Annotated in this window: 22 protein-coding genes and 1 tRNA gene; 10 read left to right on the top strand and 13 right to left on the bottom strand. The window is 61.8% G+C overall.

The annotated features are described in order from the left end of the window. Positions 1 to 62: 62 nt before the first annotated feature. The 9 genes from apaG to aroQ all read right to left on the bottom strand — a co-directional run bounded on the left by apaG (position 63) and on the right by aroQ (position 7,944). Entirely contained in the window at positions 63 to 455 is a 393-nt protein-coding gene (gene apaG, locus VBE63_RS00660) for a Co2+/Mg2+ efflux protein ApaG (RefSeq protein ID WP_323681059.1), read from the bottom strand. Between the two features lie 62 nt (positions 456 to 517). Then, positions 518 to 1,309: an acyl-ACP--UDP-N-acetylglucosamine O-acyltransferase gene (gene lpxA, locus VBE63_RS00655; protein WP_323681058.1), complete on the bottom strand. Its 792-nt coding sequence runs from the start codon at positions 1,307 to 1,309 to the stop codon at positions 518 to 520. Between the two features lie 62 nt (positions 1,310 to 1,371). Beyond that, positions 1,372 to 2,940 carry a bifunctional phosphoribosylaminoimidazolecarboxamide formyltransferase/IMP cyclohydrolase gene (purH, locus tag VBE63_RS00650; RefSeq protein ID WP_323681057.1) on the bottom strand — a complete coding sequence of 523 codons (1,569 nt, stop codon included), beginning with the start codon at positions 2,938 to 2,940 and terminating at the stop codon, positions 1,372 to 1,374. Between the two features lie 52 nt (positions 2,941 to 2,992). After that, positions 2,993 to 3,274, bottom strand: a complete 282-nt coding sequence (locus VBE63_RS00645; RefSeq protein WP_323681056.1) for a helix-turn-helix domain-containing protein — start codon at positions 3,272 to 3,274, stop codon at positions 2,993 to 2,995. Then, the gene (dusB, locus tag VBE63_RS00640; protein ID WP_416274489.1) at positions 3,267 to 4,421 is read right to left on the bottom strand and encodes a tRNA dihydrouridine synthase DusB; all 1,155 of its coding nucleotides are present in this window, start codon (positions 4,419 to 4,421) and stop codon (positions 3,267 to 3,269) included. The genes VBE63_RS00645 and dusB overlap by 8 nt, the downstream gene beginning before the upstream one ends. A 258-nt stretch (positions 4,422 to 4,679) precedes the next feature. Then, positions 4,680 to 5,597: a 50S ribosomal protein L11 methyltransferase gene (prmA, locus tag VBE63_RS00635; RefSeq protein WP_323681054.1), complete on the bottom strand. Its 918-nt coding sequence runs from the start codon at positions 5,595 to 5,597 to the stop codon at positions 4,680 to 4,682. 23 nt (positions 5,598 to 5,620) lie between these two features. Continuing rightward, positions 5,621 to 6,961, bottom strand: coding sequence for an acetyl-CoA carboxylase biotin carboxylase subunit (gene accC, locus VBE63_RS00630; protein WP_323681053.1), 1,341 nt, complete (start codon positions 6,959 to 6,961; stop codon positions 5,621 to 5,623). Continuing rightward, positions 6,958 to 7,404 carry an acetyl-CoA carboxylase biotin carboxyl carrier protein gene (gene accB / locus VBE63_RS00625; RefSeq protein ID WP_323681052.1) on the bottom strand — a complete coding sequence of 149 codons (447 nt, stop codon included), beginning with the start codon at positions 7,402 to 7,404 and terminating at the stop codon, positions 6,958 to 6,960. The genes accC and accB overlap by 4 nt, the downstream gene beginning before the upstream one ends. A gap of 93 nt (positions 7,405 to 7,497) precedes the next feature. Next, complete coding sequence (aroQ, locus tag VBE63_RS00620; protein ID WP_323681051.1) at positions 7,498 to 7,944, bottom strand: type II 3-dehydroquinate dehydratase; 447 nt, start codon at positions 7,942 to 7,944, stop codon at positions 7,498 to 7,500. On the opposite strand from aroQ, the gene VBE63_RS00615 reads away from it, so the two are divergent. Further along, positions 7,943 to 8,125 carry a hypothetical protein gene (locus tag VBE63_RS00615; protein ID WP_323681050.1) on the top strand — a complete coding sequence of 61 codons (183 nt, stop codon included), beginning with the start codon at positions 7,943 to 7,945 and terminating at the stop codon, positions 8,123 to 8,125. The genes aroQ and VBE63_RS00615 overlap by 2 nt on opposite strands. Positions 8,126 to 8,152: 27 nt before the next feature. Here the strand turns inward: VBE63_RS00615 and VBE63_RS00610 are convergent, their stop codons facing one another. Genes VBE63_RS00610 through cutA form a run of 3 tightly spaced genes read right to left on the bottom strand, consistent with a single transcriptional unit; the run spans position 8,153 to position 11,519 of the window. Next, complete coding sequence (locus tag VBE63_RS00610) at positions 8,153 to 8,719, bottom strand: TlpA disulfide reductase family protein (protein ID WP_323681049.1); 567 nt, start codon at positions 8,717 to 8,719, stop codon at positions 8,153 to 8,155. Then, the gene (dsbD, locus tag VBE63_RS00605) at positions 8,716 to 11,178 is read right to left on the bottom strand and encodes a protein-disulfide reductase DsbD (RefSeq protein ID WP_416274485.1); all 2,463 of its coding nucleotides are present in this window, start codon (positions 11,176 to 11,178) and stop codon (positions 8,716 to 8,718) included. Before dsbD ends, VBE63_RS00610 begins: the two co-directional genes overlap by 4 nt. Then, positions 11,175 to 11,519 carry a divalent-cation tolerance protein CutA gene (gene cutA, locus VBE63_RS00600; RefSeq protein WP_323681048.1) on the bottom strand — a complete coding sequence of 115 codons (345 nt, stop codon included), beginning with the start codon at positions 11,517 to 11,519 and terminating at the stop codon, positions 11,175 to 11,177. Before cutA ends, dsbD begins: the two co-directional genes overlap by 4 nt. A gap of 191 nt (positions 11,520 to 11,710) precedes the next feature. Here cutA and VBE63_RS00595 point away from each other — a divergent pair, with 191 nt between their 5' ends. From VBE63_RS00595 to VBE63_RS00565, 7 genes are all read left to right on the top strand, one after another. Then, positions 11,711 to 12,136: an FxsA family protein gene (locus tag VBE63_RS00595; RefSeq protein WP_323681047.1), complete on the top strand. Its 426-nt coding sequence runs from the start codon at positions 11,711 to 11,713 to the stop codon at positions 12,134 to 12,136. 294 nt (positions 12,137 to 12,430) lie between these two features. Next, entirely contained in the window at positions 12,431 to 12,721 is a 291-nt protein-coding gene (groES, locus tag VBE63_RS00590) for a co-chaperone GroES (protein WP_200242840.1), read from the top strand. A gap of 110 nt (positions 12,722 to 12,831) precedes the next feature. Continuing rightward, positions 12,832 to 14,472: a chaperonin GroEL gene (gene groL / locus VBE63_RS00585; protein WP_323681046.1), complete on the top strand. Its 1,641-nt coding sequence runs from the start codon at positions 12,832 to 12,834 to the stop codon at positions 14,470 to 14,472. A 258-nt stretch (positions 14,473 to 14,730) separates the two neighbouring features. After that, a complete protein-coding gene (locus tag VBE63_RS00580; protein ID WP_323681045.1) occupies positions 14,731 to 15,591 on the top strand; it encodes a serine hydrolase in 861 nt (286 codons plus the stop codon). Positions 15,592 to 15,670: 79 nt separating this feature from the next. Next, positions 15,671 to 16,501, top strand: a complete 831-nt coding sequence (locus tag VBE63_RS00575) for a type III pantothenate kinase (protein ID WP_323681044.1) — start codon at positions 15,671 to 15,673, stop codon at positions 16,499 to 16,501. 189 nt (positions 16,502 to 16,690) lie between these two features. Next, positions 16,691 to 16,766, top strand: a tRNA-Thr gene (locus tag VBE63_RS00570). A 266-nt stretch (positions 16,767 to 17,032) separates the two neighbouring features. Beyond that, on the top strand, positions 17,033 to 19,498 hold the full coding sequence (locus VBE63_RS00565) for a TOTE conflict system archaeo-eukaryotic primase domain-containing protein (RefSeq protein WP_323681043.1): 2,466 nt from the start codon (positions 17,033 to 17,035) through the stop codon (positions 19,496 to 19,498). Positions 19,499 to 19,585: 87 nt separating this feature from the next. Here the strand turns inward: VBE63_RS00565 and VBE63_RS00560 are convergent, their stop codons facing one another. Continuing rightward, positions 19,586 to 19,969 (bottom strand): hypothetical protein, encoded by a 384-nt coding sequence (locus VBE63_RS00560; protein WP_323681042.1) that lies wholly within the window; start codon positions 19,967 to 19,969, stop codon positions 19,586 to 19,588. A gap of 1,185 nt (positions 19,970 to 21,154) precedes the next feature. On the opposite strand from VBE63_RS00560, the gene VBE63_RS00555 reads away from it, so the two are divergent. Continuing rightward, a complete protein-coding gene (locus VBE63_RS00555; RefSeq protein WP_323681041.1) occupies positions 21,155 to 22,105 on the top strand; it encodes an integrase domain-containing protein in 951 nt (316 codons plus the stop codon). Continuing rightward, a complete protein-coding gene (locus tag VBE63_RS00550) occupies positions 22,102 to 22,482 on the top strand; it encodes a hypothetical protein (RefSeq protein ID WP_323681040.1) in 381 nt (126 codons plus the stop codon). The genes VBE63_RS00555 and VBE63_RS00550 overlap by 4 nt, the downstream gene beginning before the upstream one ends. Positions 22,483 to 22,981 lie beyond the last annotated feature (499 nt).

Raw genomic sequence — 22,981 nt, 5'->3', positions numbered from 1 at the left:
GTTTGTCGGCCTGTGCCGCCAGTCGAGTCGTCAGCCAGTCGCGATGCGACTCCCAAATGGTCTTAGTGTAGACCGCTGCGGTCACCGAGCGAGAACGGGCGAATCACGGCGTCGAAACGGGTTCCATCATCGGCGATCATGTCATAGCTTCCGTGCATACTGCCGAGTGGCGTCGCGATCTGGGTGCCGCTGGAGTACTCGAAACTCTCGCCAGGCTGCAGATGCGGTTGCTCGCCAACAACACCGGCCCCCCGTACCTCCTGCGTTTTACCGTTGGCATCGGTGACGATCCAGTGCCGGTTCAAGAGTTTCGCTGGCACCTCGCCTTTGTTGCGGATGGTGATGGTGTAGGCGAAGGTATAGCGGCTGCTAACCGGGTCCGACTGCTCGGGGAGATAGCGCGTGAGCGCCTGGACATCGATCTGATAACGTTCGTTTGTCTCGTCGTGGGCCATGGTTCTCGGTCCGTCATACGGAGGTCTGAGCGCTCGCGGCAGCGAGCGGCTCGGTTTGTTCGTCAGGATCTATCACCTCTGCCAAAGCCGATCACACCGCGCTTGGAGGCCTCGATGAAGCCGACGATCTGATCCGTCTCTGGACTTGGGTAACGATCTTTAGCCTCGCTCAACCCTTCCGCGAGCCGCCGACCTGAGCGGAAGATCAGCCGATAAACGGCCTTGATCAGGGTGCGCTGTTCAGCCGTGAAGCCGTTGCGTTTCAGCCCCACCAGGTTGAGCCCGACAAGCAGGGCGCGCTGGCCGTTGGCGATCACAAAGGGTGGGACGTCTTTTGTCACGCCAGTGAGTCCGCCGATCATACTGTAGGCACCGATGCGCGCGAACTGATGCACCGCTACCTGTCCGGAGATGAAGCAATGATGCGCCAACTCGACATGGCCGGCGAGGGTTGCGGTATTGGCGAAGATATTGTCATCGCCAACCAGGCAGTCGTGTCCGGCGTGACTGTAGGCCATGAAATAGTTGCGGTTGCCGATGCGCGTACCGGCTTCGCTCTTGATCCCGCGGCTGATGTTCACGCACTCACGGAAGCAGTTATCGCTGCCAATAATGAGCGGTCGGCCACGCTCTGAGGTGAAGCCCAGATCCTGCGGCTCGCTGCCGAGCGTGGCGCCATGGCAGACCCGGTTGCGCGGGCCGAGTCGGGTGTCGGTGTAGATGCGCACACAGCTCTCGATGCGGCACTCGGCGCCCACGACGGCGCCGGCCTCGATCAGCGACCAGGGGCCGATCTCGGCGCTCGGATGGACCTCGGCGCCGTCTTCGATGATCGCGCTTGGATGCACCGCCATGGATTGGACTTTGTCTCTAGGAGTACTGCTGGGACGAGTGCTTGTGGCCTAGTGCCTGCGGCCTAGTGCCGGAAATGCCGCATGCCGGTGAAGAGCATGGCGATGCCGTGCTCGTCAGCCGCTGCGATGACCTCATCGTCGCGCATTGAGCCTCCAGGTTGGATCACCGCGCGAATACCGGCTGCTGCGGCCTGATCGAGTCCATCGCGAAACGGGAAGAAGGCATCCGAGGCCAGCACGGCTCCAGCGACCTCGAGTCCGGCCTGCTCGGCCTTGATGCTGGCAATGCGGGCTGAATTTACGCGGCTCATCTGACCGGCGCCAACGCCGATGGTCATGCCATCGCGCGCATAGACGATGGCGTTCGACTTGACGAATTTCGCCACGCGCCAAGCGAACAGCAGATCCGCGCGCTCGGCCTCGCTCGGCTCGCGTTGGGTCACGCAGTTGAGCGTTGCCGTCAGATCGAGATCGGCGCCTTGCACCAAGAGGCCGCCGCGCACGCGTTTGAAATCACGATAGGGCTGGCGCTCCACCGGCCAGGGGCCGCAGCGCAACAACCGCACATTCTTCTTCGTCGCGACTGCCTCCATGGCCTCGGGGCTAACCTCGGGTGCAATGATCACCTCGACGAACTGGCGCTCGACAATGGCCGTGGCGGTTGCGCCATCGAGCCGCTCATTAAAGGCGATGATGCCGCCAAAGGCCGATTCCGGGTCGGTGCTGAAGGCGCGCTCATAGGCGCCGAGCAGGGTTTCACCGACGGCGACACCGCAAGGATTGGCATGCTTGACGATCACGCAGGCCGGTACCTCGCTGAACTGCTTGACACATTCGAGTGCGGCGTCAGTATCGGCGATATTGTTGTAGCTCAGCTCCTTACCCTGCAACTGCTCGCTGGTGGCCAGGCTTGCCTCGCAGCCGCCACGGCCGACATAGAAGGCGGCGGTCTGGTGCGGATTCTCGCCGTAGCGCATCGTCTGGCGCTTACGAAACTGCATGTTGAAGGTGCGCGGCAGACCTTTCGGCTTGCCCTCTGGATGCTCGATGATGGCGCCCAAATAGTTCGCGATCGCGCCGTCGTAATGCGCCGTGTGCTCAAAGGCGCGCACGGCTAGATCGAAGCGGGTCTGATCATCCACCGCGCCGCCATTCGCCTCCATCGTGGCGATCACCCGATCGTAATCGGCTGGATCGCACACCACGGTCACATCGCGATGATTCTTAGCCGCGGCGCGGATCAGCGTCGGGCCGCCGATGTCGATGTTTTCGATCGCGGTCGCCAGGTCGCAGTCAGGACGTGCAACGGTGTCCTCGAACGGATAGAGGTTGACCACCACGAGATCAATCGGGCGGATCTCATTCTCGCGCATCACCTGGTCATCTTCACCGCGCCGCCCGAGGATACCGCCATGGATGCGCGGATGCAGCGTCTTCACGCGCCCGTCCATCATCTCCGGAAAACCGGTGTACTCGGCGACCTCGATCACCGGCACGTCTTGCTCGGTGAGCAGCCGCGCCGTGCCGCCGGTGGAGAGGATCTCGACGCCGCGCTGACTCAATGCAGCGGCAAAGGTGGCGACCCCTGTCTTGTCAGAGACGCTGATCAGCGCCCGCTTGATTGGTTTCATTCTGATTTCTCCAGGTGCGATTCGCGCCCGGCGCGCACCTGCGCTGCCAAGCCTAGTCGGTGCATTGCTTGAGCTTCTTGCGCAGGGTGCCACGGCTGATGCCCAAGATCGCTGCCGCGGCGGACTGGTTGCCCTTGGTGTGCTCGAGCACAGCCTCGAACAACGGCTGCTCAACCTCGTCCATCACCAGTCGGTAGAGCCCCTGGATATCATGGTCGCCCATGCTGCAGAGGTAGCTACGCAAGGCGTTCAGTACGCATTCTCGCAGCGGCTGACTGTGGTTCTGCGCATCATCCAGAGCGTCTGGCACCGCAAAGCTGTGCATGTCATTCATCAATTGACCCCTTGCCGACCGTTCCGGTTGATAGCGCGCGCCAGCGATCCGGGGTCGACTTGGCATCGGTTGAGTGGGCCGCCTGAGCAAACGCTTCCGACAAGCGACGTTCGGCGAAATGCTCGCTTAGCAGAGCGCACTGGGCCGCCGCCGCTGTTGTTGCCATCAAACGGTGACGCAGACGTTCGAACTCGGCGCACGAAACAGAGGTGCCGCCCAAGTGATCCAGATACCAGCCGATATGCTTGCGTGCGATCAACACACCGCGTTGTTCACCGTAGAAACGGTAGAGTCGGTCCAGGTGCTCCAGCAAGAGAGTCCCAATCCACGCCAGCGAGGGTGCCCTTGGCACCTCGGAGATCGGGGTTGGGAGCTCGGCATTGGCCGATTGCTCCGGAACAGCAAGCCTCTGAAGTTCGGTTGCGATGCTGCCAAAGATCCATGGCCGACCCAGTGCGGCGCGCCCAATCATAATAGCATCGGCGTCAGTCCTGTTCAGCACCTCGATCGCCTTCGTCGCCCCATCGATGTCGCCATTCGCCACCAACAGCAAATCGGGGCACTGATCGCGGAGGCTGGCAAGGCTATCGAATTCTGCCTCGCCCCGATAGCCGCAGGCGCGTGTGCGGCCATGGACGCTGAGGAGCTGAATCCCGCTTGCCTGCGCAATGCGTGCGATTCGCGCCAGGTTTCGTGTCTCAGGGGACCAGCCGGTGCGCGTTTTCAGCGTCACCGGCACATCGACCGCGCTGACAACGGCCTCGAGGATGCGCCCAACCAAGACCTCATCGCGCAACAGCGCTGATCCGGCTGCTGCCTTGCAGACCTTCTTCGCCGGACAGCCCAGGTTGATATCGATGAGCTCGGCGCCGCGGTCGGCGTTATGGCGCGCGGCTTCGGCCATCTGCCGCGGATCGGCGCCGGCGATTTGCACGGCCATAGGGCCAGGTTCGCCGCGGTGGTCGCTGCGCTCACGGCTCTTGCGCGTGTCGCGCAGTGCCGGGTTGGCAGATAGCATCTCAGAGATCGTGAGGCCGGCACCCAGCCTTTGGCAGAGGCCGCGAAAGGGTTGATCAGTAACGCCGGCCATGGGTGCCAGGATCAACCGATTCGGGATGCTGACGGAGCCGATTTGCAACGGCTGCAAGAGCTTGCTGGCATTGACAGCAGAGGGGTCAGCAGCGTGCATGATGTTCCATCCTATCGCCGTTTTCAGCGCTGAGAAGCCGTGCATCAGCATCTTCAGGCATCGCGGGTTGCCGTAGGCGATCAGCCTGATGGAGACACTGAGCAGCTTGGACGGCTGCATTGCTGGCTCGCGCAAGCGGCCAGGTCGCGCGTTGCGCCGTGCGCTTGCGGACGTGGCAGTGAGCAGCGGACCTGCTATCGCTGCTGGGTCGATGCGCTAGGGTTTGGTCCGACGTCGGCCGCTGATCAAGACCCAATCCTCGCGCACAAGCGGGGGGTCGAGGGCAAATTCGGTGCGATAGGCCTCACTGACAGTCTCGGCCTGATGCTGCAAGATGCCTGACAACGCGAGCAGCCCACCTGGCTGGATGAGCGGGCTCAGCGTCGGCGCTAACGCGACTAAGGGGCCAGCGAGGATGTTGGCCACGAGCAGATCGGCCGCCTCCCTCGGCATCCGCTCCGGCGCGTCGGTCGCGATGCGGTCGGCAACGCCGTTCACCCGCGCGTTTTCAAGGGTTGCCTCCAGCGCCTGCGGATCATGATCAATGGCCAGTGCCCGCGCTGCGCCGAGCTTCAATGCGGCGATGGCGAGGATGCCCGAGCCACAGCCAAAATCGATCAGTGTGCGACCGGTAATGGCTGAGCGATCCAGCCATTCAAGGCAGAGCGCCGTGGTGGCATGATGGCCAGTTCCGAACGCGAGCCCAGGGTCGAGATCGATCACCACTGCATCGGCTGCCGTAACAACCTGGCCGCGCGGACAGACCCAGAGTCGGTGACCAAAACGCTGCGGCTGCAGCCCATCGAGCCAGAGCCGCTCCCAGACTTGGTCTTGGAGTCGATGCAGGCTCGGTGGGGCGAGCGCCTGTGCTGCGAGCATTCGTGCGGCCGCTTCGGCCTGCGCGCTGCCTTCTGGGCTGGCGTCGAATAGGGCGGTGATGCGCAACTGGCACCAAAGCGGCGTCTCGCCGGGGGCGGGCTCGAGCACCTGCTGTTGAGCCACAGAGCCAGCATCAGTGCACCCGTCGTCACCCTCATCGAGGGTCACTGCCAATGCCCCGGCGTTCTCCAGCGCGGCCTCCATTAGTGGCGCCAGCTCGCGATCCGCCAGCAGCTTGAGCTCGATCCAGGCCATGGCAAGGGCAGCCGGTGCCGCGGTCAGAGACCGAGCTTCTTTTCGAGATAATGGATATTGATGCCGCCCTGCTGGAAGGCCGCGTCCTTGAGCAACTGCCGATGCAGCGGGATGTTGGTGTTGATGCCTTGGATGATGGTCTCGCGCAGCGCATTGTTCATCCGTGCCAGTGCCGACTTGCGATCCTCTCCGTGGGCGATTAGCTTGCCGATCATCGAGTCGTAGTAGGGCGGCACCACATAGCCGGCATAGATGTGGGTATCGATGCGCACGCCTGGGCCGCCTGGGGCATGGAACTCCTCAATCGGGCCCGGGCTTGGCATGAAGGTCTCTGGATGTTCGGCATTCAGTCGGCACTCGATGGCGTGGCCACGCGGAACGATATCGCTCTGCTGATACCGCAGTCGCTCGCCGCTGGCGACGAGGATCTGCTCCTTGATCACATCCACGCCCGTGATCATCTCGGTGACCGGGTGCTCCACCTGCACTCGGGTATTCATCTCGATGAAATAAAATTCATCGTCTTGGTATAAGAACTCGAAGGTGCCGAGTCCACGATAGCCGATCGTGCTGCAGGCCTCGGCGCAACGCTCACCAATCCGCTGCCGTTGCTCGGGCGTGATGCCTGGCGCCGGCGCCTCTTCAATGACCTTTTGATGCCGGCGCTGCATGGAGCAGTCGCGCTCGCAAAGATGGATGGCGTTGCCAAAACTGTCGGCCAGCACCTGGAACTCCACATGGCGTGGGTTCTCCAGGTACTTCTCCATGTAGACCACGTCGTTGCCAAAGGCGGCGCCGGCCTCGGCCTTGGTCAGCGAGATCGCATTCAGTAGCGTAGCATCCGAGTGCACCACGCGCATGCCGCGCCCGCCGCCGCCGCCAGCGGCCTTGATGATGACCGGATAGCCGATCTCGCGCGCCAATTGCAGCGTGTGCTTGGCGTCGTCATCGATCGGGCCATCGGAGCCGGGTACGCAAGGCACGCCAGCCTGCTTCATGGCGCGGATCGCCGAAACCTTGTCGCCCATCAGCCGAATGGTGTCCGGTCTCGGGCCGATGAAGACGAACCCGGAGCGCTCGACACGCTCGGCGAAATCCGCGTTCTCCGACAGGAAGCCGTAGCCAGGATGAATAGCGACGGTATCGGTGACCTCGGCGGCGCTGATGATCGCCGGGATATGCAGGTAGCTGTCGCGCGACTGGGCCGGGCCGATGCAGACCGACTCATCGGCCAACAGCACATGCTTCAGCTCACGGTCGGCCTCGGAATGGACAGCGACAGTTTTGATGCCCAGCTCGCGACAGGCGCGCTGGATGCGCAGCGCGATCTCGCCGCGATTGGCGATAAGGATCTTCTCGATCATTCGATCACGAACAGCGGTTGGTTGTACTCAACGGGCTGGCCATTCTCGACCATGATCTTTTTGATCACGCCAGCACGCTCCGACTCGATCTGATTCAGGATCTTCATCGCCTCGATGATGCAGAGAATATCCCCGACCTTCACCTCTTGACCCTCCTCGACGAACGACTTTGCACCAGGTGAGGGTGATCGGTAGAAGGTGCCGACCATCGGTGAGCGCGCGAGGCAGGCATCGTCAATCTCCGGGGCGCGGGGCGCGGAGGCTGGCACTGCGCCTGCTGCTACCGGGCTCGCGGCGGCAGGAGGTGCCTGCATCATGAACTGGGGGGCCCCGCTGCCATGGCGACTGATGCGCACAGATTCTTCACCTTCGTGAATCTCGATCTCTGCGACGTTCGACTCATCGAGCAATTCGATCAGCTTTTTGACCTTGCGGATGTCCATGACAGTTGATCTTCTCGCCGTGGATTAATGCTTGTTGTGAGAGATGCGGTGCTTTCGGCGGCGTTGGTTGCCTGCGGTCAGGCAATCGCCAGCCTAGGCTGAGCCACCGAGCCGGTGCAGCGCCGCGGTTAAGGCCAGGCGATAGCCCTGAGCGCCCAGCCCAGTGATCACGCCAGCGGCGATATCGGAAAAATAGGAGTGGGCTCGGAACGGTTCGCGTTTATGCACATTCGACAGGTGTACTTCGATGAACGGGATGCCAACGGCGAGCAGTGCGTCTCGTAAGGCAATGCTGCTGTGGGTGAAGGCCGCAGGATTGAACAGAATAAAGCCGACCCCGTCCGTGCCGGCTTGATGAATGGCCTCAATCAGGCTGTGCTCGGCGTTGCTTTGTACTATCTGCAGCTCGTGTCCAGCGGCCTCGGCGTTGGCGCGGAGGCTGTTGCCGATGCTCGCCAGCGTCTCACGCCCGTATTGACCCGGCTCCCGGGTGCCAAGCAGGTTCAGGTTTGGGCCGTTTAAGCAGAGGATCTTAGCCATGGCAGGTGTCGAAATCGCGGCCAATGGCTGCGAACCGTCGAAAAAAAAGCCTATTGCGTACGCTCAGACCGAATGCGCACAGGGTAAGGTATTCGGCGGCATTTTACAAAGCCGTCGTTGCACATCGAGTAGCGAACACCGCTTTATCGACGCCGTTGCCGACCGGTTAAAGCTTGTTTAGCCGACCCCTGTTGGGCCGACCCCTGGGTTAGTTGACGCCTAGCAGCCGCGGTCCCACCTCGGTTTCGAGCACGCGAGCGTCGAGTTCGCCGGTATGGCTGAAGATGCGCCGACCCAGCGGATCAAAGCCAACCGTGAACGGCAGGCCGCCGGTGCGGTTGCCGAGCGCGCGCGCGAGCTCGACGCTGTCGCGCTTGCCAATCAGGATGGGATAGTTGAGGACATTGTCCTCAAGGAAGGCGGCGACCTCATCCGGGCGGTCAATCGCGATGCCGACCACCTGCAGCCCCTGATGTCCATAAGTCTGCTGCCAGGCGTCGAGCAACGGGATTTCGCGCAGGCAGGGCGCACACCAGGTGGCCCAGAAGTTCAGCACCACCACCTTGCCAGCCCAGTGATGACTGCTCAGCTCACGGCCATCAAGGGTGGGCAGACGCAAGTCGGGGAGGCTGTCCAGTAGGCCCTGCTGAGGGCTTCGCCGACGCGACTCCGTCTCCTGGTCAGCAATCTCGAACCAGCGTTCGCCGAAAAGGGCCAGGCCGATGCTGACCGACCCTGCCAGCACCGTGACGGCGAGTACCTTAGCGGCATTCACTGAGGGAACTCGTTGAGATGAGCCGCAAACTCCTTGGCGGGAACAAATCCGACCAGACGCCAGCCGCGCTGCTCTTGCCCGCTGCTGTCGAAGAACATCATGGCTGGTGGCCCAGGAAGACCGAAGCGTTCCTGCATCAGCGCCTTATCCTCGGCATCGTTCGCGGTCACGTCTGCTTGGAGGAGTACAAAGCCTTGCATGGCCTGTTGCACCGCGGGGTCTGGGAAGGTATAGCGCTCCATCTCTTTGCAGGACACACACCAGTCTGCATAAAAGTCCAACATCACTGGCTTGCCGCTGGCGCTGGCCTCGGCCACCGCCTGGTCGAGATCAGCCACAGTTTTAATACGTTGGAACGCTGGATGCGCGGACACCGTCCCGGCTCCGCCGGCGGCTGGCGCCAAGCCACGCAGTGGCTGAAGGCTGTCCTTGCCGCCGGCAGCAACGCCGACCAGCATCAGCACGCCATAGACCAGCAAGGCGATGCCGAGTGACTTCCACAGCTTCGACCAGCCACTGGCCTCGGCGCCTTGCTGGGTGAGGGCGCCTAGGTAGACGCCAGCGCTGATCAACAACAGGCCCCAGAGTGCCATCGCGAAGGCTACTGGGATCACGCGCTCGACCAGGAGCACTGCGACTGCGAGTAGCAGTACACCGAATACCGCTTTGACCGCATCCATCCAAGCGCCAGCACGCGGCAACAACTTGCCTGCCGAGGTGCCGATCGCGAGCAAGGGCGCGCCCATGCCAAGACCGAGGCCGAGCAGGGCGAAGAAGCCGAGCACCGCATCACCGGTCTTGCCGATGAAGATCAGCGCGCCCATCAAGGGTGGGGCAACACAGGGGCCAACGATCAGTGCGGAGAGGGCGCCCATGATGGCGGCGCCAGTGAGCGTGCCACCTTGCTGCTTGTTACTGAGCTGGGTGAGCTTGGTCTGAACGCTGCTCGGCAGCTGTAAGTCGTAGAAGCCAAACATCGACAGCGAGAGCGCCACGAAGATCGCGGCAAAGGAGGCAAGAACCCAGGGGTTTTGGAACGTTGCCTGCAGGTTGGCACCAAACAGGCCGGCAATAACGCCGACGATGGCATAGGTGAGCGCCATCGCGAGGACATAGGCAAGCGAGAGGAAGAAGGCCTTGCGGGTGGTGATCTGGTCGCCCTGACCGGCAATGATACCGGAGAGGATCGGGATCATCGGAAAGACACAGGGCGTGAACGCGAGCAGCAGCCCGAGTACGAAGAAGATCGCCAAGGCACCAAAGATGCCGGTATTGGCGAGGCGTGCGGCGATCTGGTCCTGTTCCGAAATGCGCTCTGGTGGCGCTGATTCGCCCGCCTCTCCAGCGGATGGGGAAGCGCGGGCAGGCGCTGCAGTTGCTGGCTCGGTCAGCGCCACAGTGGTCTCGGCAGGCGGAAGATCGAGCGTCAACCGATCAGTGACCGGTGGATAACAAATACCACGCTCGGCACAGCCTTGATATCGTGCCACCAAGGTCACGCTGGTCGCCTCGGCGCTGCCGCGCAGTAAAGGCACCCTCAGATCGACCTCGCCCTGATAGATCGCGATGTCGCCGATGGTTCCATCCGGGCGCACCGTTTCAGGCTTGATCTCGGCCTCGGGCAGCTCGTAGGTGCCGATCTGGACGCCCTCAGCATCCTCGAGCGAGAGTTTGATCTCTTGCTGATAGAGATAGGTCTCGGGCGCAACCCGCCAACGCAACGCTAGCGTTTGCGCATCCTCGACCATGGCCTCGAGCTGGAACGCCTCCTCGGCTGAGAGGATGTCATCATCAAAGCCGAAACCGAGCGCTTGCGCTGGCAGCGCGGTCAAGCGCGCGCCTGTGCTGTTGCTGGCTAATGCCTCTGAGGATTCATGACCATCGTCCGTCAGCCCCATTGGGGCTGCTGTCGATGGCTCAACGGCGGCGAGACGTGGTAGCTCGAGCAGGATGCTCTGGCGCTGCGGCGGATAGCATAACCCCGCGTCGGCGCAGCCCTGTGATTGGGCCTCGATCCGCACCACATCGCCTGCATCGTCGGCGCGGGAAACCGGTAGCCTTGCCTCGACCCGATCTCGATAGATCTCGACCTCGCCGAAAAACTGATCCGTCTTGGTCTCCGCGGGCGGTAGCTTGGCCTGACCAAGCACGAACCCTGGCGTTTTGCTCTCGAATCGGAACTTGGTGGCGTACAGATAGTAGCCTGCCTCGATATCCCAGCTCAGGGTCACCGCGTCTGGACCCTGTGCCCTACCGCCGATCCGGAAGGCTTGATCGGGCTGTAGAAACTCGTCCTCGGCTACAGCTCCTGTTGACAGTGCCAGGCCAAGACTCAGGAGCAGCAGCCCGATGAGGCCAAACGCGGCGCGGAGATATGCCGGGTGGCTTGGGGTGTTCTCCCGCTGCTCGACGGCTTGGTTGCGGGCGCGCTGCCGCCAGTCAGGAGTGGGATCGATCAATCGTTGTTCGCAGTGCATTGGCGGACCCAGTCGAGATAGTGCTTGTTGCCGGTGGTAATGGGATGACTGATCACCTCGGGGACCTCGTAGGGATGCAGCGTCTCGATGCGTGCTGCAAGCGCGGCGACTTGGCGTTCTGTCGTCTTGATGATCAGTAGCACCTCGGTGTCAGTCTCGATCTTAGCCTGCCAGCGATACACCGAGACTAGGCCGGGTACCAGGTTGACACAGGCGGCCAACCGCTCGGAAACCAGGCTCTGCGCGAGCGACTGAGCCGTCTGTGTATCGGGGCAGGTGCAGAAGGTCAAGTAGACCGCTTCAGGGGGCGTTTGAGTTCCCATCGGGTGGCATTGAATATGATTGAAGGGCTGCGGTTTTAAGGGCGGCGGATGAGGCGCATAGGATGATGCGCATAGCCTAACGGAAACCGAGCCTCGGGGCTGCGGTGTTTGAATCGGGCAAATCCGGACAAACGTCCGGGTCATTGCGTCGGCCGAGTGATGCCAGGCGCCTGACTAGCGAGACCTGATCAATGTGGATTTTCCTTCTTCTGTTCATTTTTGCACCGCTGATCGAGTTGTACTTCCTGATCCAGGTTGGCTCCGTGATCGGTGCGCTACCGACTATTCTGCTGTCGATTCTGACCGCGGTCATGGGCGGCTACCTGGTGCGTCGGCAGGGCTTGACCGTACTGATGCGGGTGCGCGCAATGTTGGATCGCGGCGAGACGCCGGCGTTAGCGCTTCTTGATGGTGCCGTACTCTTACTCTGCGGCTTTGCCCTGATGTTGCCTGGGTTCATCACCGATGCGGTCGGCTTCTTACTGCTGGTGCCGCCGGTTCGCCATGCGTTGATCCGTCGCTATGTTGATCTGGTGCCAGTCCAAGGCGAGGTCATCGTTCGCGAGGAGCGCTCGAGCCAGCGCACGATCGAGGGCGAATGGCGCCGCGACGACTAAGGGCCTGTTCGCATCCCAAGCGATGCGATCTGAGGCGCTGTGCTGGCACAGGCACAGGCACAGGTTGGCATGGGCACCGGATGAGGCCGAGGTTTCTGTTTGCGCAAAAAGTACAACTGCCCCTTGACACAGGGCAGATGCTGCCTATTATTAGCACTCGCTCGAGATGAGTGCTAACACCCGACCGCGATGGTCGGTTGTGGGCAGCACCAACAGTTCGACGCCGGCGTCGGGCAGAGCCCGTCCCGGTTCACCATCCCTATCGTCAACTAACGACCCTGAGGACTTCCACTCATGAAGATTCGTCCCTTGCATGACCGCATCGTGGTCCGTCGCATGGAAGAAGAGCGTACCTCCGCTGGTGGTATCGTGATCCCTGATTCGGCGGCTGAGAAGCCGATCCAAGGCGAGGTCATCGCTGTCGGCAATGGCAAGATCATGGATAACGGCGACACCCGCGGCCTCGACGTGAAGGTCGGCGACAAGGTCTTGTTCGGCAAGTACTCCGGCACCGAGGTCAAGCTCGACGGTGAGGAGTTGCTAGTGATGCGCGAAGAAGACGTCATGGGCGTCGTCGAGGGCTGAGCGGCAAGCTTGCCACATCCGCATCTCTATCCGCATCTCCACCCGCATCGCAAACGATGCGTATTCGATAGCGTTCGACACCACACAGATTTGATTGAGGAAACAACGCGATGAGCGCAAAAGAAGTCAAGTTCGGCCTAGATGCCCGTAACCGTATGGTCGAGGGTGTGAACATCCTAGCCAATGCTGTCAAGGTCACCCTGGGCCCCAAGGGCCGCAACGTGGTGCTGGAGAAATCCTTCGGCGCCCCGACTGTCACCAAAGATGGCGTCAGCGTTGCGAAGGAGATCGAGCTTTCCGACAAGTTCGAGAACATGGGCGCGCAGATGCTCAAGGAAGTCGCCTCGCAGACCAGCGATATCGCGGGCGACGGCACCACCACCGCCACCGTGCTGGCGCAGGCGATGGTTCGCGAGGGCATGAAGGCGGTCGCCGCTGGCATGAACCCGATGGACCTGAAGCGCGGTATCGATAAGGCGGTTGAAGCAGCCGTTGGCCAGTTGAAAGAGCTGTCCAAGCCCTGCTCGAACAACAAGGAGATCGCCCAGGTTGGCACCATCTCCGCCAACTCTGACGACTCGATCGGCGAGATCATCGCTGAGGCGATGGAGAAGGTGGGTAAGGAAGGCGTCATCACCGTTGAAGAAGGCAAGTCACTGCATAACGAGCTCGACGTCGTCGAGGGCATGCAGTTCGACCGCGGCTACCTGTCGCCGTACTTCATCAACAACCAGCAGAGCCAGACCGCTGAGCTGGAAGATCCCTACATCCTGCTGCACGACAAGAAGATCTCCAATATCCGTGATCTGCTGCCCGTGCTCGAAGCGGTTGCCAAGGCCGGTCGTCCGCTGATGATCGTCGCCGAGGACATCGAGGGTGAGGCCCTGGCCACCCTGGTCGTCAATAGCATCCGTGGCATCATCAAGGTCTGCGCGGTTAAGGCTCCAGGCTTCGGCGATCGCCGCAAGGCCATGCTGCAAGACATCGCCATCCTTACTGGTGGTACCGTGATCGCTGAAGAGGTCGGCCTGTCGCTCGAGAAGGCGACCCTGAACGAGCTCGGCTCCGCCAAGCGCGTGCAGATCAGCAAGGATGAGACCACCATTATCGATGGCGCCGGCTCCGACTCCGAGATCAAGGGCCGTTGCGACCAGATCCGCGCCCAGGTCGAGGAGACCACCTCCGACTACGACCGCGAGAAGCTGCAAGAGCGTTTGGCCAAGCTGGCTGGTGGCGTGGCGGTGATCAAGGTTGGCGCCGCGACCGAAGTCGAGATGAAGGAGAAGAAGGCGCGTGTCGAGGACGCACTGCATGCGACCCGTGCAGCTGTCGAGGAAGGTATCGTCGCCGGTGGTGGCGTTGCGCTGGTCCGCACGCTGAACAAGATCCGCGGTCTGACAGGGATTAATCACGACCAGGATGCCGGTATCAAGATCGCCCTGCGTGCGATGGAAGAGCCGCTGCGTCAGATCGTCATGAATGCCGGTGACGAAGCCTCGGTGGTGCTGAACAAGGTTGCCGAGGGCGAAGGGAACTACGGCTACAACGCTGCAACCGGCGAGTACGGCGACCTGGTCGACATGGGTATCCTAGACCCAACCAAGGTCACCCGTACCGCGCTGCAGAACGCCGCGTCGATCGCTGCGCTGATGATCACCACCGAGGCCATGGTCGCCGAGGAGCCGAAGGACGAGCCGGCGATGCCGGGTGGCGGTGGCATGGGCGGCATGGGCGACATGGGTATGATGTAAGCCCAAGCCGGGTGAGAGCCTAGAGGCTGCAGTCTATTGGTTATCGCTAGGCTGTGCTGCATTGGCACTCCAAATAAGCCCCGCTTCGGCGGGGCTTTTTTGCGTTCGGCCTCTGATCCCATGCCTTTGTCTGGCAGTGGCTAGACAGCAAGCCTGGTGTGCCTGTGTGCCAGAAACGCAACATGAAAAGGTGCAGAAATGTGCCATAATTTGTTGCAGACTGCTTTTTGAAACCGATACCTACGGAAGTGTCCTCAGATGCCTTCTCGTTGCTTGAGCTGGTTTAGGCTGGCTGCATTGGCATTGCTGCTGGTTGCGCTCAGCGCGCAAGCGGCCGGCCCCGAGATCCATTCTGGCGCCGTGTTGATCATTGATCACGAGGGCAATCGGCTCTTCGAGCGCAATCCAACCGAGGTTCGGCCGATCGCCTCAATCACCAAGCTGATGACAGCCATGGTGGTCATCGATGCCGAGGTTCCGCTGGAGGACCGTATCACCATCACCGAGGCCGATCGTGATCGGCTGCGCTGGAGTCGTTCGCGGCTGCGCATCGACGAGGCCAAGTTGTCGCGCTTAGACCTCTTACGCACGGCACTGATGTCTTCTGATAACCGGGCTGCTGCGGCCCTTGGGCGAACCACCTTCGCCGGAGGTACCCCAGCCTTTGTCGAAGCGATGAACGAGAAGGCGCGTGCTCTCTCGATGCTTGACACCCGCTTCGCGGACGCAAGCGGCCTTGATGGTGGCAACCAGTCGACAGCCGAAGATCTCGTGCGTCTGCTCAATGCCGCCGCAGGCTACCCCTTGATCCGTGAGATCACCTCCACCGGCGAGGTCCACATTAGCCCGCATGCTGGACAGGGTCCGCTGCAGTATCGCAACACCAACCCGCTCACCCGCGATGCGCGTTGGACGGTGGAGCTGTCGAAGACCGGCTACCTCAACGAAGCAGGGCGCTGCCTGGTGATGCAGGCAGTGATCGAAGATCGACGCGTCTACGCCATCTTCCTCAACGCCCAGGGCAAGCTCACCCCGATCGGCGATGCCAACCGATTCCGTGAATGGCTTGCTGAAGCGCACCAGTTAAAGAACGCCAGTCTCAGCGCTCGACACCAATGAGTTTAGATATCGCCCAAGGTCGTGCATTGTTACTCATTTTGGTGGCTGGAGCTGGAGCTGCTGGTAACGGTAGCGCCACATGAAACTGCTGGTCGAGATCGGCAACACCAGCCTGAAGTGGGCGCCGCTTGAAGCCCATGCCCATGCGCCAGGGCCGATGACGGCAGCACGACACTCTGCTGCACTGCCCATCGATGTACTGGCCAGCTGGGAGCAACTCGAGTTTGTCGAGGCGGTGCTGGTTGCCAGCGTTGGCCCGGCGTCCGTGGTTGAGGCAGTCAGTTCCGCAGCATCTGCCTATTGGCAGTGTCCTCTGGACCGTATCGAGACCCAAGCCGAAGCCTGGGGGGTTCAGATTGCTTATCAGGAGCCGGCGCGGCTCGGCGTCGATCGTTTTCTCGCGCTGATCGGGGCCCATTGGCTGACTCAGCGGCCCGACCTGATGCAAGCCAAGCCTGATTCAAGCCCAACAGCGATGGACACAGCAGATGCTGGTTTGGAGCCGCCACGGAGACCCGATGAGGGTTGTGCAACCCTGATCATCGATGCGGGTACGGCAATCACGTTCGATGCACTGCTCGCCAATGGCCGCCACCGAGGTGGTCAGATCATGCCGGGCATCACCCTGTTGCGCGAGAGTCTGTTGCAAGGAACCCGACTGCCCCCGCATCAGGCCCAAGATCATCACGACCCCTGGGGCCTAGACACCGGTCCAGCGATCTCAGCCGCCAGCCTCCAAGCCCCAGCTGCACTTGCCGAACGCCTAGGCAACAGGCTCCAACAAGAAACAGGCAAGGTTCCGCGCCTGATCATCACCGGCGGCGACGCAAACCGGCTTCTACCCTTGCTGCGCCGAGAAGCCTACCTACAACCCGACCTCGTCCTGCTTGGGCTTGCCCGCTTCGCATGATGCAGCCGTGTTGGTTCCGCGCTTGGTCCGGCAGAGCCTGTCCTATACAGCAGAATCCAAGAGCGCAGAATGGCAATAACCAGCGCCTGCACATTGAGCGAAAGGCGCGTCTCGCTTAAACTCTCAACCGAAATAGATGCCAATCTAAACTTCCACCCGCAAACCGCCAGGTTTGCGTACCCGAGCATTGCTGGCGTAGCTCAGTTGGCAGAGCAGCTGATTTGTAATCAGCAGGTCGTCGGTTCGAATCCGTCCGCCAGCTCCATATAAAACAATAACTTAACCAGAGTTCACCGGTAGCCGTTTCTGGCTGCTGCCTATCTGGTAGCCGTTCTGTAGCCGTTAGTGCGTTGGCTTCCACCCCGCGTCTCCTTGGAAGAGGATGGCCCTGATTGGACCAAATCACTTCCCAGGTCGACATCGACTGCTGCACCCAGTCCCATTAGTCCCTCTGACGTCGAGTCGGAAAACGACGGGAGCACGCACGAAAAGCGTTAGCATCCTGTAACCCGTCGCTGAACCATCGCGCTCATGATCCGTCGTCACCGAAAGACCCTCGAAGACGAGATCGCCCGCACGGAAGCGCGACTGTCGGAACTCGAGCGCGAGCGGGATCGCGTGTCTCGCCATCTCACCGAGCTTCGTCAACAGCTATTGGCGGAGACCTCGGTTCAGGATCGAGCAGATCGGCAAGCGCCTGCATCCATCCCGCAGTATCCAGTCCCAACGACCCCTGACGAGAAGATCGCCCTGTTCATGGATCGCTTCCAGGGCCGCCGCGATGTCTACCCCAAGCTCTGGATCAACGCGAGCAAGGGACGCAAAGGCTACTCACCGGCGTGCGGCAACGAGTGGGCTCGCGGCCTCTGCGCCAAGCTCGACAGCAAGCCCAAGGTGAAATGCGGCGACTGCCAACATCAGGCGTTCCTGCCAGTCACTAAACAGGTCGTCCGCGATCATCTGCAAGGGCGTCATGTCATCGGGGTCTACCCGATGCTTGCCGATGAAACCTGTCGCTTTCTTGCGATCGATTTCGACAAGGCCGGCTGGCAGAACGACGTTGCCGCCGTTGCCGAGACCTGCCGGAACCACGCGGTGCCCTCCGCGATCGAGCGCTCGCGCTCCGGCAATGGCGCCCACCTCTGGGTCTTCTTCAGTGCTCCCTTACCTGCGACGACAGCCCGAAAACTCGGCTGCTTCCTGCTCACTGAAACCATGGCGCGGCGCCATGAGCTGCCGATGGCCTCGTACGATCGCCTGTTTCCAAACCAAGACACCCTGCCCAAAGGTGGGTTCGGGAATCTTATCGCGCTGCCCTTTCAGCACGAGCCCCGGCAGCAAGGGCACAGCGTCTTCATCGACGAGCAGGGAACGCCTTATCCAGATCAGTGGCGCTTTCTGGCCTCGATTCCTCGCCTGTGTCCTGATCAGGTCGACGCCCTCGTCCAAAAGGCCACAGAGAGCGGACACATCATCGGTGTTCGCCAGGGTGGGTTGGGCGATGATGAGCAGGCGACGGTTCCTTGGCAGCGGCCACCGTCTCACCGAGCACCTTGGTTAGACATCACTGAGAAGCTCCCGCCGCACATTCGCGCCGTCTCCTCTCAGCTCCTGTTCGTCGAGACTGCTGGTCTGCCGTCTGTGCTCATCAACCAGATCAAACGCCTCGCGGCCTTTCAGAATCCTGATTTCTACAAGAAGCAGGCGATGCGCCTATCGACAGCGCTCACACCGCGCATCATCAGCTGCGCGGAAGAACATCCAGCGCATCTAGGCCTGCCGCGTGGCTGTCTGGATGCGCTGCAAGCGTTGCTCAGTGAGCACCCTGTCGAACTCATCGTCGACGATCAGCGTACCGATGGAACAGCGCTCGAGGTTGCCTTTCAAGGGGAGTTAACCGCGCTCCAAGCGCAAGCGGCTGAGACCATGGCCGCCCATGACATCGGCGTGCTGATCGCACCGCCCGGATCGGGCAAGACCGTCATTGGCGTCAACCTGCTGGCGAGACGACGACGAAGTACCCTCATTCTGGTGCATCGCACCCAACTCCTCGAGCAGTGGGTCGCGCAGCTTGCGGTGTTCCTCGGTCTGGCGCCCAGTGAAATTGGACAAGTGGGAGGCGGGAAGCGCAAGCCGAATGGCCAGTTGGATGTCGCGATGATCCAGAGCCTAGTCAGCAAGGAGCGCGTCGACGATCTCGTCGCCCGCTACGGCCAGGTCATCGTTGATGAATGTCACCATGTGCCGGCCGTTTCCTTCGAGCGGGTGATGCGCGAGGTCAAGGCCCGCTTTGTCATCGGGCTGACCGCAACGCCGCAGCGACGCGATGGGCACCATCCGATCCTGACACTCCAGCTCGGCCCGGTTCGCTTTGCCATCGACGCCAAGCACCAGGCTGCAGCCCGACCCTTTGCGCACCGGCTGGTCTTGCGTGAGACCGACTTCCGGCTCGCCGACACGGACGGAGACATCGGCATCCAGGAGATCTACCGTCAACTCGCTGCGGACGATGCACGCAACCAGATGATTCTGCATGACGTCACGCAGGCGTTGAGTGACGGGCGCTCACCGATCGTCTTGACCGAACGCCGAGACCATCTGGCCCGCCTCGCCGAACAGCTGACGGGCGTGGCAAAGCACCTCATCGTGCTGCAGGGCGGGATGAAGACCAAGGAACGTCAGGCTGCCGTCGCGCGACTCGCGTCGATCCCCGCAAGTGAGCCAAGGTTAGTGCTCGCCATCGGCAAGTTCATCGGCGAGGGGTTTGACGATACGCGTCTGGATACCCTGTTCTTGGCGATGCCGTTCTCCTGGAAAGGGACCCTGGTCCAATACGTCGGTCGCCTGCACCGGCGCCATGAGGCGAAGACCGAGGTCCGCGTGATCGACTATGTCGACCGCCAAGTGCCGATGTTGGCGAAGATGCTCGACAAACGGATGCAGGGCTATCGCAGCATGGGCTACCAGACGATGGACCATAGGAGCGATGACCGCTGAGATCAGCGCTCTTCCGCTGATGATGCATACGCGCCCGCGTAAGAATCGCTCGCTACTGATCGATCCGGACGATCCGGAATGGGTCGCTCATCCTGCGCTTGATGCGCTCCTGCGCAGCTGCGCGAAGTTGCGCTTCAGCATCGTCATCTCCGCCTTCAAGTGCTTCACGTACAGACGCTGGTCTTTCTTGATCGTCTGCTCAAGCGAGTCACGGATCTCGTCCCGGAGCTGCTCGAGTTCAGCGCTCAGCGCTTGGGCCTCCTGAGCCTCGGGCAAGCGTCGTTCGATGGCCCGAATCTCCTCGATCAGGCCTGAGCGCTCGACGAGCCTGATCCACGCATTCAGTCGTTCCGCCTGCTCCAATGGAACGATCCAGCAGCGAACCTCCTGACCCCACAGGGCGCTAGGAAACGACCGCCTGAACAGATCCTTCAGCAAGAAGGGTAAGGACACCAACAGCTGATCGCTCATGATCCTGTAGCTGATCGACGAGCTGCACCAACGGGGACGCGATCTCCTGCTCACCCGGTCGTACAGGTCGAGGGCAAAGGCGGGTAACGGATCAGACATCGCAGGGTTCTCTGGGTGTTGAGGCGTTGGCAGAATCATCACCCAACGATACGCCCGTCATCCGCGCATGGCCGCAACGAAAGACACCGATTTTGGCCGCTCTTTTCGCGCTAGGTACTTGACCATGATCGAAATGCTTGCGCTCCGGGCATCCTCGGTGCTAGCGTTTCACCTATACCCGTGCGGCAGGGTCAAGCCGCTGGTCGCTCGCCATCAACGTAGCCACTCGCTGCCTCGTGCAGAAGACTCCCTCGGAGTCACCCACGTCGATCCAAGGCTAATTGGCCTTCTGGTCAGGGTTCGATTCGAGCTTATCCTGACCCGCAACGCCTCCGTGTCCGCCACCGACGCGACACCTGGCGCCTAGACCTCCCCACGTCTGTTCGCCGCAGGCGGCGCTGCCCTGTGCCCATCTGTTCTGATGGTCTCCCTGTCCAACGGACACCCGATGAGACGTTTCTGCGTCTCGTTTTCCGCTCCACCGCGGCATCTCCGACCTCATCAGGTTCCCCGCCCAGACACAGAGACGGGTCAAGCGAATGGGCTTCCAGACCTTGAGCCATCAGCCTTTGGCAACATCGAAGCGACCTCAAAACCCACGTCAAAACCCACTGCGAGCAGGATCAGGCGTCCATCCCGGACACCAGGGCGGCACCCTGGCAGGCATGATCCACCGCAAGGGCAACGACCATTCCTTTCTCCACGCGCCACCGCGCCAATCGTCAGCACCTCGCCGCGAGCGTCCATCGCGGCCGCATCCCCCGCCGCCCGAAAGGGTCCAGCGGATGCGGTGCTGACAAACCGAATCCCCGCTCCGGATGGTAGGAGCCGCAACGGCGCTGCGTCAGGCGCCAGTCCCCACGCCGGCAGCGGGCGCAAACGCTGTTAACACTGAACACCGCAAGGGCGGGACCCTGGGGACGACCGGAACCGACCAAGATCATCGGGTGCCGCGCGCGACAGCGCTCGCCCCGGGGTCCCGCCAGCGGTGTGTCGAGGCCGGTCAACTGACGCGTTTCTATCTGATTTTGTTGGGTTCGGTTTTGTCCATCCAGAGGCGGAACCTCAAGAGGAGCATCTGAGAACATGAGAGATCAAGGCGGCCATCAGGCCCGCAACCAAGGCTGGGGCCGGGATCTGGCCTATGCCGGCAAGCAGATCCTGCAGGCCCGCTTCGGCGGTGGACACTTCGCCAGTGTCGCCAGTCATGCCGAGCGCTGGCGCTGCTTTGCCACCTGGGCCAAGGCCGAAGCCGGTGTGCGCGATCTGCGCCAGGTGACACCGGAGCTGGTGGGCCGCTACGCCGAGGTCATCAAGGGGCAGGGTAGAGCGGTGTCGACGATTCAGAACCGTCTTAGTACCATCAATGTGATCCTGAGCTATGCGCGCGAAGGCCATTGGGACTCGGTCTCGCCGCGTGAACTGGCCGGTGCCGCACGCTCGGCGGTCCGAACCGAGATACCGGCAGCGCTGGATCTGGAGGCCGTGGCAACGGCACAGACGGCCTTACGCGATGCAGGACTGGATCGCGCTGCAGCGGTGCTTGGGCTTGCACGCGCCTTTGGAATGCGCTCAGAGGAGGCCGTCAAAGCCAACCTGGAGCGCCTGGCTAAGGAGGCGGAGCAACAGCAGAGGATCAACATCCTCGATGGCACCAAGGGCGGTCGGACCCTGCCACGCTGGGTGGCCGTCACTGCATGGGGGCGTCAAGCGCTCGACGCGGCACTAACTGCGCGTCCGCCGGGGTCAGTGAACCTGCTGCGCGTCGATGAGACCTACCAAGGTTGGCGCCAAGGTGAGCTGCGCGCCGGTCGTCGTCTGCTGAAGGCCGCTGGACTGCGTGGTTATCACGATGCCCGCGCGGCCTATGCTTGCGAGCGTTATCAGGCATTGACCGGCTATCAGGCGCCTGTGGTTGCAGACGGCGAGCGTGAGGCGGATCGGGAGGCTGATGGCACTGCCCGGGAAGTCATCGCCGTCGAACTCGGCCATGGCCGCACCGATGTGGTGGCGGCCTATATCGGCAGCGCCCGATGAGCGCGATTCGGCGCCTGCTCGAACGTGCGCAGCCGGGCAGTGCCGGTGGCATCGCGCAGCATATCCGTCGCGGTGAGCGCTTGGCTTCCTTGATTCATGCGCGCTGGCAGATTCAGCGGCCCGAGCAATGGCGCGTGAAGCATCTGCACTGGGTGCTGGAGCGTGGACTGACGGAGTTGAGTCCGGCATCGCGCTATCACTACTATCGGACCGCGCGTGTTCTCGCCGCGACGCTTGGGCATTGGCCGGATTGGGAGGTGGCGCTGCGGGGGGCTTGGACGCATCCGGCAGGGCTTAGAAAGCCGAAGACCCGTGATGCGGCAGCGCGGGGTGGGCGTCCGCCGAAGCTGGCGCATCGCGCAAAGTTGCGGCGCTGAACTGATCCGGTTAGTGGTGTGGATTCCTTCGGCTACCGGACCAGCGGCTTGATCTTTGGTCTGACGATGATCAACGCTGAGGTGGCTTGCACGACTAGCGAACGACTGCAGCACGACAACAGAGCAACGAGCGGCTGGAACCATCAGTGTTGTACTGCGCTTGCACGACTACAGAACGACTGCAGCACGACAGGCCGTCGCCAGGCCAAGCCAGCTCTCGAACTCGGCGACCCTTTTGGGAAGGTTCATGCGTCGGCTGTGGTCGTGAATCTCAGCCATTTGGCCGATATGGGGTAGCACGGTAGCTCCAGAGGTCGGAGACGTAGCACGGCTAAATTGCCTGCCTGATCAGTCCGGTAGCACAGGGAGCACGGGTAGCACGATGCGAAGTGACAACTTCTCGGGATTTGGCTCGCCACCTCGTTTCATCGCTCGAACAGTGGTGTCGCTTCTGGCCGATTTTCGCAAGCGTGGTTGTCTATTATCGGCGAACCTTGGT

Source organism: Lamprobacter sp., from assembly GCF_034860625.1.
Taxonomy (GTDB): domain Bacteria; phylum Pseudomonadota; class Gammaproteobacteria; order Chromatiales; family Chromatiaceae; genus Lamprobacter.
This window is presented reverse-complemented; position numbering and strand designations above follow the sequence as displayed.

What these genes read in the sequence shown, in the direction of transcription:
- VBE63_RS00565 (WP_323681043.1), top strand. Translation starts at nt 17,033, where the DNA reads ATGATCCGTCGTCACCGAAAGACCCTCGAAGACGAGATCGCCCGCACG.
- apaG (WP_323681059.1), bottom strand. Translation starts at nt 455, where the DNA reads ATGGCCCACGACGAGACAAACGAACGTTATCAGATCGATGTCCAGGCG.
- VBE63_RS00580 (WP_323681045.1), top strand. Translation starts at nt 14,731, where the DNA reads ATGCCTTCTCGTTGCTTGAGCTGGTTTAGGCTGGCTGCATTGGCATTG.
- VBE63_RS00560 (WP_323681042.1), bottom strand. Translation starts at nt 19,969, where the DNA reads ATGAGCGATCAGCTGTTGGTGTCCTTACCCTTCTTGCTGAAGGATCTG.
- groES (WP_200242840.1), top strand. Translation starts at nt 12,431, where the DNA reads ATGAAGATTCGTCCCTTGCATGACCGCATCGTGGTCCGTCGCATGGAA.
- VBE63_RS00645 (WP_323681056.1), bottom strand. Translation starts at nt 3,274, where the DNA reads ATGAATGACATGCACAGCTTTGCGGTGCCAGACGCTCTGGATGATGCG.
- VBE63_RS00550 (WP_323681040.1), top strand. Translation starts at nt 22,102, where the DNA reads ATGAGCGCGATTCGGCGCCTGCTCGAACGTGCGCAGCCGGGCAGTGCC.
- accC (WP_323681053.1), bottom strand. Translation starts at nt 6,961, where the DNA reads ATGATCGAGAAGATCCTTATCGCCAATCGCGGCGAGATCGCGCTGCGC.
- accB (WP_323681052.1), bottom strand. Translation starts at nt 7,404, where the DNA reads ATGGACATCCGCAAGGTCAAAAAGCTGATCGAATTGCTCGATGAGTCG.
- prmA (WP_323681054.1), bottom strand. Translation starts at nt 5,597, where the DNA reads ATGGCCTGGATCGAGCTCAAGCTGCTGGCGGATCGCGAGCTGGCGCCA.
- VBE63_RS00595 (WP_323681047.1), top strand. Translation starts at nt 11,711, where the DNA reads ATGTGGATTTTCCTTCTTCTGTTCATTTTTGCACCGCTGATCGAGTTG.
- aroQ (WP_323681051.1), bottom strand. Translation starts at nt 7,944, where the DNA reads ATGGCTAAGATCCTCTGCTTAAACGGCCCAAACCTGAACCTGCTTGGC.
- purH (WP_323681057.1), bottom strand. Translation starts at nt 2,940, where the DNA reads ATGAAACCAATCAAGCGGGCGCTGATCAGCGTCTCTGACAAGACAGGG.
- lpxA (WP_323681058.1), bottom strand. Translation starts at nt 1,309, where the DNA reads ATGGCGGTGCATCCAAGCGCGATCATCGAAGACGGCGCCGAGGTCCAT.
- VBE63_RS00615 (WP_323681050.1), top strand. Translation starts at nt 7,943, where the DNA reads ATGGCAGGTGTCGAAATCGCGGCCAATGGCTGCGAACCGTCGAAAAAA.
- VBE63_RS00575 (WP_323681044.1), top strand. Translation starts at nt 15,671, where the DNA reads ATGAAACTGCTGGTCGAGATCGGCAACACCAGCCTGAAGTGGGCGCCG.
- cutA (WP_323681048.1), bottom strand. Translation starts at nt 11,519, where the DNA reads ATGGGAACTCAAACGCCCCCTGAAGCGGTCTACTTGACCTTCTGCACC.
- groL (WP_323681046.1), top strand. Translation starts at nt 12,832, where the DNA reads ATGAGCGCAAAAGAAGTCAAGTTCGGCCTAGATGCCCGTAACCGTATG.
- VBE63_RS00555 (WP_323681041.1), top strand. Translation starts at nt 21,155, where the DNA reads ATGAGAGATCAAGGCGGCCATCAGGCCCGCAACCAAGGCTGGGGCCGG.